Origin of the sequence: Bacillus sp. UNCCL81 (genome assembly GCF_900112535.1) — a bacterium.
Lineage (GTDB): Bacteria > Bacillota > Bacilli > Bacillales > Bacillaceae_G > Gottfriedia > Gottfriedia luciferensis_B.
Window position 1 is genome coordinate 30,004 of record NZ_FOMF01000015.1, and the last position, 18,108, is coordinate 48,111.

Annotated in this window: 13 protein-coding genes; all 13 read right to left on the bottom strand. The window is 35.8% G+C overall.

Annotated features, from left to right (window positions below):
* Positions 1-27: 27 nt before the first annotated feature.
* Positions 28-1,344: a 6-phospho-beta-glucosidase gene (locus BM319_RS21990; protein ID WP_091024705.1), complete on the bottom strand. Its 1,317-nt coding sequence runs from the start codon at positions 1,342-1,344 to the stop codon at positions 28-30.
* Entirely contained in the window at positions 1,344-1,655 is a 312-nt protein-coding gene (locus BM319_RS21995) for a PTS lactose/cellobiose transporter subunit IIA (protein ID WP_091024707.1), read from the bottom strand. Before BM319_RS21995 ends, BM319_RS21990 begins: the two co-directional genes overlap by 1 nt.
* A 129-nt stretch (positions 1,656-1,784) precedes the next feature.
* Positions 1,785-2,093 carry a PTS sugar transporter subunit IIB gene (locus BM319_RS22000; protein ID WP_025568867.1) on the bottom strand — a complete coding sequence of 103 codons (309 nt, stop codon included), beginning with the start codon at positions 2,091-2,093 and terminating at the stop codon, positions 1,785-1,787.
* 30 nt (positions 2,094-2,123) lie between these two features.
* On the bottom strand, positions 2,124-2,639 hold the full coding sequence (locus BM319_RS22005) for an RDD family protein (RefSeq protein WP_025568868.1): 516 nt from the start codon (positions 2,637-2,639) through the stop codon (positions 2,124-2,126).
* Positions 2,640-2,690: 51 nt separating this feature from the next.
* The gene (celB, locus tag BM319_RS22010) at positions 2,691-3,995 is read right to left on the bottom strand and encodes a PTS cellobiose transporter subunit IIC (RefSeq protein ID WP_025568869.1); all 1,305 of its coding nucleotides are present in this window, start codon (positions 3,993-3,995) and stop codon (positions 2,691-2,693) included.
* Positions 3,996-4,096: 101 nt separating this feature from the next.
* Positions 4,097-8,398 (bottom strand): InlB B-repeat-containing protein, encoded by a 4,302-nt coding sequence (locus BM319_RS22015; protein WP_091024709.1) that lies wholly within the window; start codon positions 8,396-8,398, stop codon positions 4,097-4,099.
* Between the two features lie 172 nt (positions 8,399-8,570).
* The gene (locus tag BM319_RS22020; protein ID WP_025568872.1) at positions 8,571-10,511 is read right to left on the bottom strand and encodes a BglG family transcription antiterminator; all 1,941 of its coding nucleotides are present in this window, start codon (positions 10,509-10,511) and stop codon (positions 8,571-8,573) included.
* Positions 10,512-10,941: 430 nt separating this feature from the next.
* Positions 10,942-11,658 (bottom strand): SIS domain-containing protein, encoded by a 717-nt coding sequence (locus BM319_RS22025; RefSeq protein ID WP_091024712.1) that lies wholly within the window; start codon positions 11,656-11,658, stop codon positions 10,942-10,944.
* Between the two features lie 29 nt (positions 11,659-11,687).
* A complete protein-coding gene (locus tag BM319_RS22030; RefSeq protein WP_217648356.1) occupies positions 11,688-13,055 on the bottom strand; it encodes a nucleotidyltransferase family protein in 1,368 nt (455 codons plus the stop codon).
* A 26-nt stretch (positions 13,056-13,081) separates the two neighbouring features.
* The gene (locus BM319_RS22035; protein ID WP_025568876.1) at positions 13,082-14,209 is read right to left on the bottom strand and encodes a MupG family TIM beta-alpha barrel fold protein; all 1,128 of its coding nucleotides are present in this window, start codon (positions 14,207-14,209) and stop codon (positions 13,082-13,084) included.
* A 33-nt stretch (positions 14,210-14,242) separates the two neighbouring features.
* A complete protein-coding gene (locus BM319_RS22040) occupies positions 14,243-15,160 on the bottom strand; it encodes an N-acetylglucosamine kinase (protein ID WP_069032663.1) in 918 nt (305 codons plus the stop codon).
* A gap of 365 nt (positions 15,161-15,525) precedes the next feature.
* Complete coding sequence (locus BM319_RS22045) at positions 15,526-16,509, bottom strand: tRNA dihydrouridine synthase (protein WP_025569119.1); 984 nt, start codon at positions 16,507-16,509, stop codon at positions 15,526-15,528.
* Between the two features lie 214 nt (positions 16,510-16,723).
* Complete coding sequence (gene rlmD / locus BM319_RS22050; protein ID WP_025569120.1) at positions 16,724-18,097, bottom strand: 23S rRNA (uracil(1939)-C(5))-methyltransferase RlmD; 1,374 nt, start codon at positions 18,095-18,097, stop codon at positions 16,724-16,726.
* Positions 18,098-18,108 lie beyond the last annotated feature (11 nt).

An 18,108-nucleotide genomic window follows, 5' to 3' on the forward strand; every position in this document is an offset into this window, starting at 1 on the left:
ATGGATTTACTGCCCTAAACATTTGTTTTATTTAAAAAACCTTGGTAAATATTCTTTATGCGCTTCTAGCATTTCGTCAACGATCGCTACAGCTACTTTATCATTTGCTACAAGTGGATTAATCGTTAATGCAAGAATTGCTTTTTCGCGACTTCCTTCAACCGCTGCCTCAATTGCTGTTTGTTCGAACGATTTAATCGTTTGAATTAATCCTCGAACTGGAACTGGTAATTCCCCAATTGTCAGTGGAATTGGACCATCTTTTGTAATGACACAACTAACTTCTACTGCTCCGTCATACGGTAAGCCTGAAATAGCTCCCTTGTTCATTGTGTTTAATGGTTGGATATCTCTCGTATCATTATAGATAGATGAAATTAAACGACAAGCCGCATCAGAATAGTAAGCTCCACCACGTTTTTCTAGCTCAGGTGGTTTTATATCTAGCGCTTCATCTTTATATTTTTCAAAAAGAGATGCTTCAATTTTTTGTACGACTTCTGCACGCGTTTCATTCGATTCAAAATCTTTTAATGCTCGTTCAAGCATTTCAGATGTTTTGTAATAGTAATGGTGATAAGAACAAGGAATGACATTGACTGCTTTTAGGAATTCAGGTGCCCATTCTTCAGCATCGATATTTTTTACAAAACTAGCATTAGCAGGATCCATAATCATTTCAAGTACTTGCTCTTTTACACTAACTCCGTCTAAATAAACCTCTGTACCATATACCATATGATTTAGACCTGCAAAATCAATACGAACACGCGAATGATCTACATTTAATAGTTTTGCAACACCCATTTCCATTCCGATCGGTATATTGCAAAGACCAATGAATCTCTTAATATTTGAATATCTTAATGCTGCTTCTGTAACCATACCAGCAGGGTTTGTAAAGTTTAGGATCCAAGCATTTGGACATAGCTCCCCAACTTCTTTACAAATATCCAAAATAACAGGAATTGTACGTAAGGCTTTAAACAATCCACCTGCACCGTTTGTTTCTTGTCCGATTACGCCATGTTTAAGTGGAATTCTTTCATCAAGTGCTCGTGCAGCTAGTTGTCCAACACGAAGCTGTGTTGTAACAAAATCAGCATCTTTAAGGGCCTCACGACGATCATACGAAAGATGAATCTCCATTGGTACGCCTGCTTTTTTGACCATACGTTTTGCTAGTGCACCAACTGTTTCTAATTTTTCACGTCCAGTTTCGACATCAACAAGCCACAGCTCAGTTACTGGGATTTGTTCATAGCGCTTAATAATTCCTTCAACCAATTCTGGTGTATAACTTGAGCCCCCACCTATTGTCACGATTTTGAATTTCTTTGACATTATTTTTGGCCCCTTTCATACATGTCAACGAACTCTTTTGCCAAGTCTTTTACAGTCATTGCATTCATTAAGTGATCTTGAGCATGAATCATTAAAAGTGAAATCTCAGTTGGAGTGCCACTAATCTCTGATTGAATAAGCGTTGTTTGGATATGGTGTGCCTCATTTAATGCATCACCTGATTCTTTCAATTTCTTGCGAGCTAAATCGAAGTCTTGTTTTTTTGCTGCTTGAATCGCTTCCATTGCAGCACTTCGACCATTTCCCCCATGAAGAATCAGTGTGAAAATTTCCGTTTCATTTTTTACCATAAAACTGACCTCCTCTCTTTATTAATAAAGTTTTTTATCGTCATAACCCCACGGTTACTAATTTTACCTTTAAGGTATTCATCGTATTTTTCTTGAGCAAAGATCAGAAAAGTCATTTCTCAACAATTACTACTTGTTTTCAATTAAACTGATAGCTTGTTCTAAAATCGCTTCACCATCGCACATGCCGTAATTCATCATATTAATTACTTCAACTGGAATGTTTTTCTCTTCACAGATTTCTTCCATTTCTTCTAAAAGGAAACGTACTTGTGGACCTAACAATAACACATCAGCTTCATCGATTTCTGAGCGAACAACTGATTCAGAAACTGCCCAAATGTGTGCTGAAATCCCTTTTGACTCAGCAACTTTTTCCATTTTAGAAACGATTAGACTTGTTGACATGCCTGCAGCACAGCAAAGTAAGATATTCATGATGATTTCCTCTTTCTTTAGTAAGTTTTTTTATATTTCATTCTTATTAATAACGACAAATCGACCGATTCGATCGTGCACAGCTAATGACTTTTTATTAGCAAACATGCTAATAACTGATAAAAAGAACGGAAGACCTTGAAAAATAAACATCGTCAAAAATTTAAAGAAACTTCTAACAATCACTAGTAATACATAAGGAAGTATTCCCTTTTTATTATTGATGCGTGTTAACTTCAATCGAAAGATCTTCTTTCCAATTGTCGATCCTCTTAACAATAAGGTTGTTAAGACGTCATAACAAAAATAGATTATAAGCGATTGGAGAAATGCTTCATTAAAAAGAGCCATTACCTTTACTGCTGCATCTTGACTAGCAGTTGATTTTTGAAGTTCAATCATATTTGCTAGAACTCCTGGAAAGTTTGGAAGTCCCGTGATTCGATACACAATTGACAAGATGATTGAAACAATTATTGCATCAATGGCAAAGGCACCGATTCTTTTCAATCGAAACGAAGTTATAATTTTTTGTCGATTTTCCATAAGTTTTAGTCCCTTCTTCTAATCAATTATCTATCTATTTGCTTGGGAGAATTATTTACTAGCTTTCTCCATTTCTAAATTTTTCTTATCCCAAATTCGAATGAATGGGAACCAAATGATCGAAGCCACTGCAAAAGCTACCAATTGCATAACTACACCCATAATCTTACCACCCGTCATTAGATAACCACTTATGAAATATGGGGTTGTCCAAGGGATGATTGTTCCAGTTGTATGTGGGAAAATTCCCATTGCCGTACCAAAGTACGTTACTGTTAATACTGCTACTGGAGCTAGAATATAAGGGATCATTAAAAATGGATTTAAAACAATCGGAACACCAAACATAATTGGCTCATTAACGTTAAAGATAGATGGCCCAATTGCTAGACGTCCTACCTTCTTAAGGAGTTTTGACTTCGCTAAAAATGTCATATAGATTGCAACTGGTAAAGTAGCACCAGAACCACCCATCCAAATTCCATTCTCATAGAATGTATACGTAATGATATGTGGTAATGTTTTACCTGCTTTAAGTGCTTCTAAGTTTGCATCTGCATTTGTAATCCATATTGGTTCCATAACAGACGTGATGATTGATGAACCGTGGATACCAAAACTCCACAAAAGGTGTTCCATTAAACATGCGACAAGTGTACCAACATAAGTTGATCCTAAAATTGTAAATGGCTGTGTCACAACTTTATGAACAAACGTTGCAAAATCTCCCCAACCAGTATGACTAAATCCGTATCGAACTAGTAAGAAGAAAAGGATAATCACAAAGCCAGGAATAAGAGCCGTAAATGAACGTGAAACTGTAGGCGGCACAGTATCTGGTAAAGTGATGATGATCTTCTTTTGTAAGAAGTAACGATAAATTTCAGCAGTAATAATTGCAATGATTAATCCAACAAACAAGTATTGTGCACCAAAAAGATCAGGTGACCATGCTGAAACAGTTTCCTTACCATCTTTGAAAGTGCTCATAATATTAACAATTAAATAACTTGCTAATGCTAATACCCCAGCTGGAACTCCATCTATATTCTTTTTATCGACCTTATAACTACTTGCTAAGGAATACGCTACGCCAAATACTGCAACTAATGCGATAATCCCCATTGAACCGTTATAAACGATATCTCCAAATGCATTCCAATTTTCACCAAATACTTTTGACATGAAGTTTTGATACCAATCTGCTTCTAACCAAGCTACGATAATGAAAAATGAACCAATGATCATTAGTGGCATGGCAAACATAATACCGTCACGCAAAGCAAGTAAGTGTCTTTGATTACCTATTTTCGAAGCGATCGGTAAGAATTTTTTTTCAAAAAAGCTGCTGTTCATTACGTTATCCCCTCTCTAAGGAATTAGGATCTTGGTAAATCAGTAATTCCCCATATACCAAGATCCCTTTTAGAATTTATTTCTTTTTTAATATTTAAGATTTAAAGTTTGAATTGAATAACAGTTGTGTAACTACCGTAAACTTTAACTTTTCCATCAAGAGTGAAAGCACGAACTTTAAAGTAGTACGTTTTACCTTTAACTAATCCTGTTGCATTAAATGTTCCAGTTGTAGTTGTTTTTGTTATTTGGTCAGAGAAATCGCTTTTAGTAGCACGAACGATTTCATAACCAGATACACCACTTACTCCAGTCCAATTTACTTTAATTGAAGTAGTACTTGCTTTTGTTGCTTTTAGTCCTGTTGCTTTAGCAACATCCCATTTTGCGTATAGTGTTGTATTTTCTTTTACCTTATCAGTTGCAAAGTTCCATGCAGTTTTAAGTCCAGCATCTTTGTACCATCCAGCAAAGACAAATCCTTTTTTCGTTGGATTAGCTGGTTTCGCAATGATAGAATCATAGTTTCCTGTTATAGGAGCTACATTAGATCCACCTTTACTGTTAAATGTAACTGTGTATTTGCCAATACCCCATTTAGCGTAAAGTGTAGTAGATGCTGTTACTTTATCAGTTGCAAAGTTCCAAGCTTGAGTACATGAAGCATCTTTATACCAACCAAGGAATGTATATCCTGTTTTTGTTGGTGTTGGAGAAGTAATTGCTTCATTGTAAGTTGCAGTGATTGGATCTACTGCAGATCCACCTTGTGAATCAAATGATACTGTTTGTTTTGCATCTTTAGAAACTGTGCGTACAAAAGTCATCACGTGGCTATCATTTGCAAATTGTGGATCTCCGTTCAATGTCATTCCAGAGTATACAACCGTTGCAGTAATGTTTGCTGGTTTATCAGTGTTGTATGTTACTTTTCCATCCGCATCAACAGCAACATCGTCTGGTGAAGATGATTCGTAACTAACTTCTACATATTTGTTTCCATCTGTATTAAGCCCTTTTTCAGCCATTGCATCTTTTAACCAAGTTGGATATGCAAATGCGTTCTTGTCAAGCTCAGTCGGAGCAATTTTTTCAGCTGACTTCATTGGATCAACAACTTTGATTGTGTAAGTGATTTTTTTCGGTGTTCTAAAGAATCCGTCGATCACATAGCCCGTAACTGTACTAGTTCCTGGTCTTAAAGCAGTTGCGTATGAACCATAGTGCACACCATCTACACTAATTCCTGTTGCACTTACATTACCAACTTCACCGTAAGCTGCTAAAGTTCTTAAATCAAGAACTTGAGATACATTTGAATCAGCATTGATTTGCGTTGGTAATCCATTGTTATATCCAGCTAAATCCCAAGAATTCGTTAACCAAGATACATTGTTAGTATATCCTGTTGTTTTAGCATCCAATTTAACAGAGTCACCAACATTAATCGTAAATGTATGTGTGTCTTCGTTATATTTAGCATTTGGATTCATAGCTGCTACATTCGTTGGATAATTAATACTTTCTGTTCCATTATTTACTGGCGCAGTAACTTTTGAACCTAAACCTTCTACATATACAGCATCCTCAGGGTTTTGAGTTAACCAATAAGGCATAGATGTTACAGTTGATGATTCCATTGATAAGCTGTTACCAGAATCAATTGTTCTACGATCCATTGTTCCGAAAATATTTGTATTGTATTTAGACATCATCACTTCATCACGTGGAATTAATTGATCAACCATTAAATCAGGTGTCACGTGCGTTACGTCATTTCTGTTTGCAGAAAGAATATCCCAGTTCATGAAGTTATTTGGAATACGTGTCATTTGCCATGTTGAACCTGCAAGGTCAACCGTTGAACTTCCTATACTAAATCCTTTTTCTTTCAATGCACCTAGAGAAGCTGCGTAGAAAGTTGACATAAATGGATTTTTCTCTCTCTTTTCATTGAACCACCATTGGTTCATACCATCTAAGATCCCTTTAGCGTTCTCTTTCTCAGCATGATGAGATAATGTGTAGTATGATAGTGCAGCTTCTTCTTCATCAGAATAGTTCATGTATGACTCGTAAGATACACCACTTACGCCAATATCGTCTCCGTTATGAGCAGAAATACCAAAGTATCTAGAGTGGTACTGTAATGACATATCAAGTAATGAAGTTGAGTTATAAGACTTTGGATATCTTGTTTCATAATCATTGTGCTCTGAAGCTGTTGTAGACGCTTTGACACCATTCATTACTTTGTATTCGTTTGCAAAATCAAGTGGAGAAATTACTGCAACACCTTGTGCTTCAAGTGCAGCTTTTTCTTCTGGCGTATAACCGCCCATATCTCTTGCAGCTACAAGCATTTGTAATGCTAATGTTGCATTTAATGGACCATCTTCATAGTCATTTCTACCCCATGCATTTGATACACCGTCAAGGAATTCTGGATTTAAATTAGCCCATTTAGTTGGTGCTGAAGGAGCATTTAATCCATTTCCAGGAGCTGTTCCATTGAAACGAGATTCAATTGGGTTCTCCCCAGTAACACTTACTTGATAATAGTTGTTTAAAACCATTGCATTTGTATGATTAATTAAATCATTTTTCACAAGAGCCGCTAATTCAGGATCACTATCTTTAAACGTGTTATAAGCTAGGTCTAATGTGAAGTAATGACCTACCAATTCGTCCGTAGACGTTGTTGCTTTATAATAAACTTTGTTTGAGTCTAAAGCTTTTGTTGCATCATCTAAATTAGGATTTTGCTCATTTACAATATTCGTTAAACGTTTTGGTACAGCAACAGTGTCATACGCTTTGATTCCAGCAGTCCCTCCACTGATTTTACCTGGAACAGAATATTTAACTGTATTTCCGTTTACATCAGTCGTAGTTCCTGCACTTTTTTGCAGCCAAGCTTGGTCCCATGATTTGCTTTCTGCAGTCGTAGAACCATTGTTGCTGCCCTCTACTTTATATGATCTAGCAAAGAAGCCAGCAGAAGCAGGTTTTCCTGTTGTGTCTAACGTATACTTCCCATCATTGTCAACGAATACTGGTTTACCTTCGTTATCTGCAAGCCATTTTTTTCCTTCGTCAATTGTCTTTACGTTTCCACCAAGTGAGTTAACAACATAAACAACATCGTTAACATTGTCTTTTGAAGGTACCTTTAACTGCGTTCCAGATACATAACCAAGCGTTACGATGGCTTCAACAGCACGAATAGCAGAAGCTTTTGCATCTATTGTTCTAGCATCTTTTTCACCAAAATTTTCTTTCATGTAGTTGTATCTCCAAATTTCACCTGAAGCGTACATTGTTGTCCATAAACCATCATTATCTGTATCAGAAATTGAGCTTATAGCATCTTTATCTGCAGTCATAAGAGCTTTAATCATATTATCCTTATTAGCAAAACTCATAGAACCAGATTGGAATCCAAATCGATCTGCGTAGTTTCTAGAAATTTCTTCTTGAACTAATGATTTGCCCATTAGGGACATTTGCTTTCTTACAATATGAGTAGCATTTCCTTTTTCGCCTAGAATCCAAAGACCATTATTTCCATCAGACATAATGTTTGTAATTACTTCTTTGGCGTTATATTGAGTCGGGTTTCCGTTTTTATCGACTCCTGAACCTGAATTTTCACCAGTTTGAGGAATATATCTTCCACCTTGTAAATATTGAATTTGATCAGCTGGAGCTAAGTTTGGATCATATAGTGTAATTGCATCGGATACGATACCAGTAGTGACAGGATGATCTTTTTCTTCACCAAAATTAACGTTGCCATTTGACTTAATTAAAGTATCCTTTGAAACTAACCATTTTACGCCATTTTCTCCATTAACATAGCCAACATAGTTTTTAGACGGAAACTTAGTTCCTGATGGAGCAGTTGGAATATTTGTTGTTTGCAAATTAGATGATGAAAGAGCAGCAGGAATTTTCGAATCTCCCGCATTGTAATAGTAAACTACCTTTTCAAGATTAGTAGATGCCTGCGTCTCAATTACAGAAACCGTAATATTCACAGTTGCTGCATTACCACTTAAATCTACTCCAGTACCTGTGATAATTGCAGATCCACCAGATACACCTAAAATCTTTCCACTATAATCACCTTTTGCGTTACCAATCGTATCAACATATGCAACGTAAGGATCAGAAGTTGTCCATTTTACTGGCTTGGTTGTATCTAATCCACTTGGTTTTGCATGAGTGATTTGTGTAGTATTCATAAAAATCTTAGTGCCAGTTGAGATTGGCGCTACTGATTGAGTAGTAATAGTTGGTGCAGCTTTTGCAACAACGCCACTAAATGGAGTTGCAAACATTGATGCCGCTAGTACAGAAGCTGGAAGTGCTCTACCTAAAAACCATTTATTTCTTTTCATTTATCTTCCTCCAAAATAATTTATTTAATTAATTTTCTAATCGAAGAACACCTTTTTTAATAAGTAACCGTTTTCAAGATTATCTAAAAAGGACAAATGATAGCATGAAGTTGATTCGTTTCTATTAGCGATCATCCTACTTACTTTGATTGTTAGAATGATCGCTAAACTGCTACGAACCATATTGAAACAAGATTTTTGAAATTTCATACTGAAAATCGTTAAAATTATTTGATTTTAATACTTTCTGCTTCGTCTCGGGGTGGTCCATTAAATGTAAAAATAATCGACTTAACTCTTTGTGTAAAAACAAGTCTCCGGCACGAAGATTAATCAAAAATAAGATTTGTACAACTTTTCCATCGATTGTTGGCGGATTTTTAAATATCACCACACTGATCGAATCCTGTATCGCAACCATTTTTAATGCATGTGGCGCAGCAATTCCATTTTGCAGTATCGTCGATATTTTTTCTTCACGGTCGACAACTAAAGCTGGATAGTTAGGTGCTGCAAATCCTAGTTCAACAACGCTTTTTGCCTTTTCTTTAATAAATGCTTTGTAGTCAAACGACTCTTTGCTTTCTTCTATATAAAACAAATCTGGATGAAATAAAGATAAAAGTGTCGGTACATCTTCTTTAACTTTATTAGCCGGGTATCTAGTAAGCGTTCGACGAATTCTTTGAACATCCGTTTCAGTTAGTATTGGTGCTACTTGAATATACGGAATCGAAATATTATCAAATGGAATCGAAGTCGATGAAACTAATAAGTCATAATCTTCTAACTTTAATAATTGAAGCTCACTATACAAAACGACGTCAATTTTTGCCCCTTGGAAAAGTGTCTCAAGTTTCATTTTCATTAAATCAGCCGACCCTGCTCCTAATCCGTAAGATAGTAGAATTTTTTTGTAAGAACTTAATTGTTTTTGCTTCTCCCTTTCCACATGAGCTGCTAAATGCATTGTAATATAGCCCATTTCGTCACTAGAAAGTTCAAATCCCCATATTTCCTTTATCATTTCAGAAAAATTTAATGCAATCATAAACACATCCGAATACCTACTATAAACATCATCTATTAAAGGATTCGTAAGCTTTAAATTGAAATATAATCTTCTTAACAGTGGATACATGTGCATAATCATCGTATTTAAAAGTTGCTGATCACCTGAAAACTGAGTTAAGAATGTTTGATCTAATCTTTCTAAACAATTCTTTAGTTTTTGTTTTAAGTCATTTTTTTCATGTTCCTCAATATCGTCTACACTCGATTTACCACTTATATGAGCAGCTAAATAGATTATTTCACTCTCTGGTAATACGACATGATATAGTTCAGAAAGAATTTCACAAATTCTCTTTGCTATATTCATAAACGACGGTTTAATTAGAGAAACATCTAACTTTTTTTCTTGATTAGGCAAGATAAAGTTGTGTTGAGTTACTCGAAACGAGAGTACTTGGATATGCACTAAAATATTCTCAAGTGCAAAATAACTTAATTTCAATTGATTATTCTGTACTTCTTCACTCAAAACAGCTCGAATTTCCTCAAACGGAAACGCTTTCTCAAAAGTTTGATAATTTGACTTCTTTAATAACCCTGTTTCTTTTTGGCTTAGAAAGTAGGAAAACGCTCTTCTAAAATTCGTTTCATCCCCAAGTAAACGAACTCCGTAACGTGATTTTGTTTCTACTTTTAAATCAAAAATCCTTACTTGCTTTTCAACTTCAATCATGTCGGTAAAAACTGTCGATCTGCTAATCATTAGACTATCAGCAAACAGATCGATCGTTTGAAACTCAGTCGTTTGAAGCAAAAGCATAATAATATTATTCACTCGAACACGAGGTAAATCTGGTGCTAATGCCCCGTCTATTTCTTTCATATATGTTTGGACCAACTCTTGGTTTTCTATATGAAGTAAATAGCCCTCACCACGTTTTTTCTGAATCACAAATCCAGACTTTTCTCCAATCGCGTTTAATTCTTTCAATTCATTTCGTAATGTACGATTTGAAATAGCGAATTCTGATTCAAGTTCCTGTGAAGTTAGTGATTTTCCTTTTTGATACAAATATTGCAAAATTAAATCTCTTCGCATACATTACCTCACCACCCTAGATGCCTAATCTAGTATTTTAAGTTTACTTTCCAGTAAATCTATTTAACAGTTTGAATTTTTCCAATATAGTTCGCAATTTAAAACAAACCAGCGTAGTTCATATGTCATATATACTTACAATGCTATGATACGACCTAAGCCCTACTACAAAATACAGGAACATTTTACTAGCACCAATCGTTTCTAATTCTTTTGTATACAAAAAAAATCCTTATCTTAGCATAAAAGCACTAAGATCAAGGAATTTGGCTTTTTATTGTTTTAAGCATTTCTTAACGTTGTATTAGAAATTCTGTAAGACGAGGTTAACACTTTATGACCATTCAAACGTGAAAAAGCGCTCCCATAAACTGAGAACGCAAAAGCGAGCTAATAAGTAAGATCAATCTTTTAGCTATTCGATTAATTATTAAACACCATAATACTTAGCAAACAACTCTTTATTCCATTCATCTCCACCATCTACATTCGAACTTTTAAACACAGGTGGTTTTAATCCAGCTTGATGATATTTTTTTGCTATTAATATAGAAATGGATTGAGCAACAAAAGCTCCAGCCATTGTGGAAGTTGCACCCATACCTGTATTTGCTTCTTCTACATAAAAGGCAGCATCCCCAAGACCGGTACAATTATCTATAACTACATCACTAAATTCGCAAAGATATTTTCCACTACTATGTCTTGATTTTGAGCCTTCTGGATGATTTGGATTTGTAAAAGCAATTACCTTTGCACCGCATTCCTGTGTCATTTTTGCAAGTTCAACCGTCATTCCATTTCTCCCCGAATTGGAAGCAATCACAAGAATATCCTTTGAGCTTATTTTGTATAAATCAAAAATTACCTTTGCATAAGCTTCTATTCGTTCGATTACAGTACTTTTTAATGGATGGTCATGTAAAAAAAACTCATTCGGCAAAATTGGAGAGACATCCGCAAATCCACCTGCTCTTACATAAAATTCTTCTGCAAACATATGTGAATGACCCGAACCCGTAACAAGAAAGCGGCCACCATTTTGAATGGCATCAAAAATACAAGTTGCTGCATGGTCAATGTTTTGATTTTGTGTCGTATAGAGTTTTTCGAGATTTGCCATCACATACTTAAAATAATTCTCCATAAATAAATACCTTCTTTGATTTAATAAATTTACCAACCATACTTCTTTTCACTCCATTTTTTTATAACTAAATCTTGTTTTACGAAAACAAGACTATTTTGTTCAATATCTTTATCGATGATTGCACCTGCTCCTAATACACTATAAGCCCCTATTTTACATCCTGGCATAATAATCGTATTCACACCAGTTCTACAATAATCACCAAGATAAGCTGCATTTGAAAAATGTAAAGGTATTTCTTTCCGTCCATTTACTGAGTGCTCAGTTTCACCGTCATCAAAGCGTAATGTCCCACAAACCGTTGCTGCACCAATGTCCGTATGACTGCCTATTGCGCCATAAAACTCGCCATAGTGGTAAAGATATACTTTATCCATTACCATTCCGCCAAGGAACTCTGCACAGTGGTCGAAAATACAATGTGATCCAATTGCAACTCCATCATAAATCATACAATAATTACGAATGGCAGTATGATCGCCAATAACAGCATTGCCATTGAAAATTGCACCGTTATCGATGATTGTATTATCACCTACAATTAGGTTACCGTGAATAACAACCCGATCACCAATTGAGGAATTCTTACCAAGCTTTACGTGACCATGAATGGTTGCATTTTTAGAAATCGTCGCGCCTTCTGCTAGTTCGTTTTCTTTTATTGCATTACAAAAATGATGCACCATATATTCATTCGCTTCTAACATATGCCAAGGCTTATCGATATCAAAGAAATAGCCATTACACTCAATCACTTGTAATTTTGTTTTCTCAAGTGATTTTAGAAGAGCAGCTTCGACGTATCGTTCTTTCGGAACACCCACTCCTACTTTGACATTCGGAAAATAGTCGGGCGTTCTTCTCGCATCATCTAGTAATGACTCATCAAAAAGAAATCCCGCGAATTGATGGGTAATACTGTCACCACGGTAATGAGCACCGATTGACTGAACAAATCCATCCTTTATACTCGCACCAATCCAATTCCTTGATGATTCTTCTAATTTTTTCAACAAAACAGTAGGTTTGTTCGAATTAGCCAATTGCTCAAGATCCTTTTGTTCGACGATTGTATCACCGTAAAGAACAAGAAACTCCTTAGTACTTGAAAGTTTCTCAACTCCCATAACTAAGCTTTCTGCACTTCCTAAATTTGATTGATCAACTACAAATTTAACATTATCCATGTCGAATAGAAGATTCTCAATCTCTCTTTGATGTTCCTCATTAACGACAACAACAATCTCTTCTATCCCCATTGCTACAATGGATTCAATATTAAAACGTATTAATGGTTTACCAGCGATTTTTATTGCTGTTTTGGAGCGAACTGCGTTGAAAGGATTTAGTTTACTCCCTTTGCCTGCCGCAAGAATTACTGCACTTTTTACCATTCTAATACCTCGACTATAAAAATTTTTTACTTATATTCAACTAATCGAAATTTATTTTTGCCTGCTAATAAATAAGGCATTAAATCGTATGCAAAAGGATGAATAAATCCAATGACATTATGTTCAACAGATTGTCCTAAATCTTTTAATGAAATTTGTACCTCTCCCTCATATTGTGCACTTCGATTATTTAAAATAGAAACTGTATATTTCTTTCTTGGAGCACAGTAGCAATGAGGTACTTCCATTCCCCTTGTATCAGTTGCACGAATGAGATTTGCTGGTTGATCTACTCTTGAAATAAGAACCTGCTCGCTAATTTTCACCTTTGTCTGTTCGGGAACAAACTGATTAAAAACAACTGGAATTTCTATATAATCTTGTTTGTAACATCTAGCCATTTCATTGAGCTCTGAAAGATCTGCAAATGAGTCTCCAATTAACACATCATTAAAACAATTTGCAAATAACTCTAGCATGGCAATATGACTAGGCAAGAAGCGGTGTTTTTCAATTGTACAAACTCCATGACCTAAATGGTGTAAATCTTTAGGAGAAAGCTGCGAAGCAACAAACCCTCCGACTGGCACACCGAATAAAGCAAACATATTGTTAATGGAGCGTATGTCTTCTAAAGACAATGCTGTATCTGGTAGAGGAAAAAAATTATGACAAGCTGTTAGTTGTCCGATATTTCCTTCTCGTTCGATTGTTTCTAAAAACTCACGACATTCGCGTAAAGCGTTTCCATTTTGATTATTAGAAGAAGACATTGAAGCATTTACTTCTATTTGAATTCCCTGTTTATTTTTTGAAAGGAGCGCAACTTCTTCACTCGTGAACCCTCCATCGATGCGGAGCCTTGTGATGCCCATATTCTGTAAAGCTGTAAGGTCAGTTAATGTACAACCTAATTCACTGAAAACTTCATCATTCATATCAGCTGACACAGTCATATTTAGTTTATTACAATAACTAAATAATTCATTCCAAGTGTCCGCATTTACATTTATTGCACCTTCAAAACCATGATTATTTAAAATCAGTGAAACAAATACCTTTTTAAAGCCTAATGATTGTGCCTTTTCTAAATAATCTTTGATTTGATCTAAAGGATAAAAGTTGGGATATACACTAATTCCTATTTCACGCATATTCGATCGCCATTCCTTTATTTTTATTTTGAATTACTTGTATTTCTCACCAATAATGATGGCACCGAAAACTGGATCATAAAGAGGTGCAGAAAGTTCAACTTGGGGTAAAGCCACACTTAACTTATCCTTTAGTGTATCGAAATACTCAGCTGATTTCGTCAGCAAACTTCCTGCCACAGATAGGCGAAAATTAATTGAACCCATTTGTCGGCTGATTCCAATGACTAAACGAACCAACTTATCTAGTTCTCCTTCAACAATTGTACGAGCAGCATCGTCACCTTTTACCCATGCCTCTAAAACGATTGGGGTACATGAAGCTACCTTATCTACGGGAATTGTATCTTCCAAGTATAATAAATCCATAAAATCTTCCGGAGAATCCAACTTAAAATGAGCGAGCAATTTTTCGGTAAATGAAGTAGGAGCAATTACTTTGTCGTACTCATTCATAACAGCCGCGATTGCAAGTAAACCAATCTGGAAACCTCCACCCTCATCACTTATTAATCCGCCCCATCCGCCTGAGCGTATTGTATTTCCTTTTGAGTCTACTCCCATAACAATGGAGCCTGTTCCAGCAATCATCAAAGCATCTTTTCGATCTCCGTTCCCACCAACAAGAGCAATTTCTGCATCATTCACTACTTCTAACTGACAAGTAAAACCACTTTCTTTTAATGCATTCAAATAGATATCAATATCTTTCGGTCGATCTACCCCCGCAGAGCCTAATACAAGAATCGCATTTTGTATGCGCTCTCCAAAATAAGAAACAAGCGATTCATATATTTCACTAAATACTGGTCTAAGCCCTTCTACGCCGATGTTGTTATAATTGGACATTCCAAAATTTTTATCAAATAATGTTTCTCCGTTTAAGCGTTCTTTGACCACCACTCTCGTTTTCGTTCCTCCGCCGTCCATTCCGATTATCAATCTATTCATTATGTGTTGATCCACCCTTTCGTTAAGCTAATAAGTTATCGTACCAATCTACTTTTACATGTAGCTTTAAATTCATTCTTCTTCGTTTCTTATTTCATCTAAATTTTCAAATTTGTTATGGATGTATAGTTGCATTAATTGTAAAATAAACATTTCTCATTTACTAGGTGGATATTTTCTTCATGTAAAGGAAAAAAACCACTTATTCTATGTGAACAACTCGTCAAGGTTTAGAATTGGAGATTATATAAATGAAAACAAAAAAAGTACCCTATAGTTAGACCTTTAAGTGTCTACTCTAAAGAGTACTTTTTATCTGTATTTATATGTGCAGACTGTAATTGACAACACTAGGGCTGACAATTTTACAGTTCCAATATTCCATCAAGATACTTTGACTCAAAGTTATCAAGCATTGCACGTACTTCATCTGTTGATGATGTACTCATTAATTGATTTCTTAATTCACTTGCCCCTCTAAACCCACGGACATATATCTTAAAAAAGCGATGAAGAGCCTTGAACGAACGGAGCTCTAAATGTGAATATTTATCATGAAGATCCATATGCAATCTTAAGAGATCAAGTAGTTCCTTACTGCTATGTTCTGTCGGCTCCTTTTCAAAAGCAAACGGATTATGGAAAATACCGCGGCCAATCATAATCCCATCAATACCGTATTGATCAGCGAGCTTTAAACCAATTTGACGGTCAGTAATATCCCCATTGATCGTTAAGAGTGTATCTGGTGCCACTTCGTCACGAAGTTTCTTTATCTCCGGTATTAATTCCCAATGTGCATCCACTTTGCTCATTTCATCTCTTGTACGAAGATGGATTGACAGATTGGCAATGTCTTGTTTCAAAATGTGAGTTAGCCAGTCGCGCCATTCGTCTACCTCAGAGAAACCAAGCCTTGTCTTCACACTTACAGGTAATCCTCCTGCTTTTGCTGCTTGTATTAATTCTGCTGCAACTTCTGGACGGCGTATCAGGCCGCTTCCCTTTCCGTGCCCTGCCACATTAGGTACAGGACAGCCCATATTGATATCCACACCTTTAAACCCAAGTTCTGCCATACCAATACTCATTTGTCGGAAAAATTCAGGTTTATCACCCCATATATGAGCTACCATCGGCTGTTCATCCTCTGTAAAAGCCAAACGCCCACGCACACTTTTGTTTCCTTCTGGGTGACAATAACTCTCACTATTTGTAAACTCTGTGAAAAACACATCTGGTCTGGCTGCTTCACTTACAACGTGACGAAATACAACATCCGTTACTTCTTCCATTGGTGCCAGTATAAAAAACGGTCGCGGTAAATCGCGCCAAAAATTATCTTTCATATTAAATTTCAAATCCTCTCATTATGGGATTCCAGTCCATTCTCCTATCCCAAAATTAAAAAGCAAGAAGCCCTTGCTTACACTTGTATCTTCATTCCCTTATTATCTCCACGCCATCAAATAGCAATCCAGTGATCCAAGTTAATAAAGGTTTTGCTACAAAACTGAAGAACTTTAGAAGGACATCAGGTTCAAAAACTTAGTGTCTGTTCCCTTAATTTAGTACTAATTTTGCGACAGCTTCCACGTGACTAGTATGTGGGAACATATCCACTGGCTGTATTTCTACTGTTTTATAACCACCGTCTTCAAGTACTCGTAAATCTCTTGCTAATGTAGCAGGATTACATGATACATAAACTACTTTGCCTGGCTTCATATCAATGATTGTATTTAATAAAGCCTCGTCACAACCTTTTCTTGGAGGATCTACAACTAATACTTCAGCTGTAATACCTTGCTTGTACCAATTAGGTATAACTTCTTCAGCTTTCCCTACTTCAAATTCAACATTTGTCATCTCATTAATCATAGCATTTCGTTTCGCATCTTCAATTGCCTCTGGTACAATTTCAACACCATAAACCTTTTTAGCCTTTTGAGCTAAAAATAAAGATATTGAACCGATTCCACAGTATGCATCAATAACTGTTTCACTACCGTTTAAGTTTGTATACTCGAGTGTTTTATCATATAAAACCTTAGTTTGTGTAGGGTTTACTTGATAAAATGATCGAGCTGATATTTCAAAAGTGATATCACCAATTTTATCTTTGATTGTTTCACTTCCGTATAATACAATTGTTTGATTTCCAAGAATCACATTTGTTTTTTCATTATTTACGTTTTGAATAATACTTGTAATTGTTGGATATTTTTCAACAATTCTAGCTATTAATTCGTCTTTTTGAGCAAAGTTCACTTTATTAGTAACAAGAACTAGCATTGATTCATTTGTATAGTAACCATAGCGTGCCATAATATGACGCAATTGTCCTTTGTGGCCAACTTCATCGTATGGCTCGATTTTTAATTCTTCACAAAGATCCTTCACAGTTTGGATCATTTCATCATTTTCTTTTCCTTGAATGTAGCATTCATTCATTGGAATAATTTCATGGCTTCTCTTTTGATAGAAACCAACAACTAATCCACCTTCTAGTTCCCCTACAGGAACTTGTGCTTTGTTACGATAACTCCATGGGTTTTCCATGCCTAACACTGGGTGGATTACTACGTCATCAAGTTTTCCAATTCTTTTTACAACCTCTACTACTTGTTTATGTTTCGCCTCAAGTTGGCCTTCATAGCTCATATGTTGAGTTTGACAACCACCACATTGATTGTAAATCGAACAAATCGGTTCTACTCGAACATCACTTTCTTTTTGGAATTCAATGATTTTACCGAACCCAAAGCCTTTACTTGTTTTTAGCACCTTAATTTGTGCTTTTTCACCAGGGAGTGCATTTGGTACAAAAATCGGATATCCATCCACCTTTGCAACTCCATGTCCCTCATGAGTTAAATCGATAAATTCAACATCTATTAATTGATTCTTTTCTACAGGTAACACTCTTTTCGACAAGTCCCTTACCT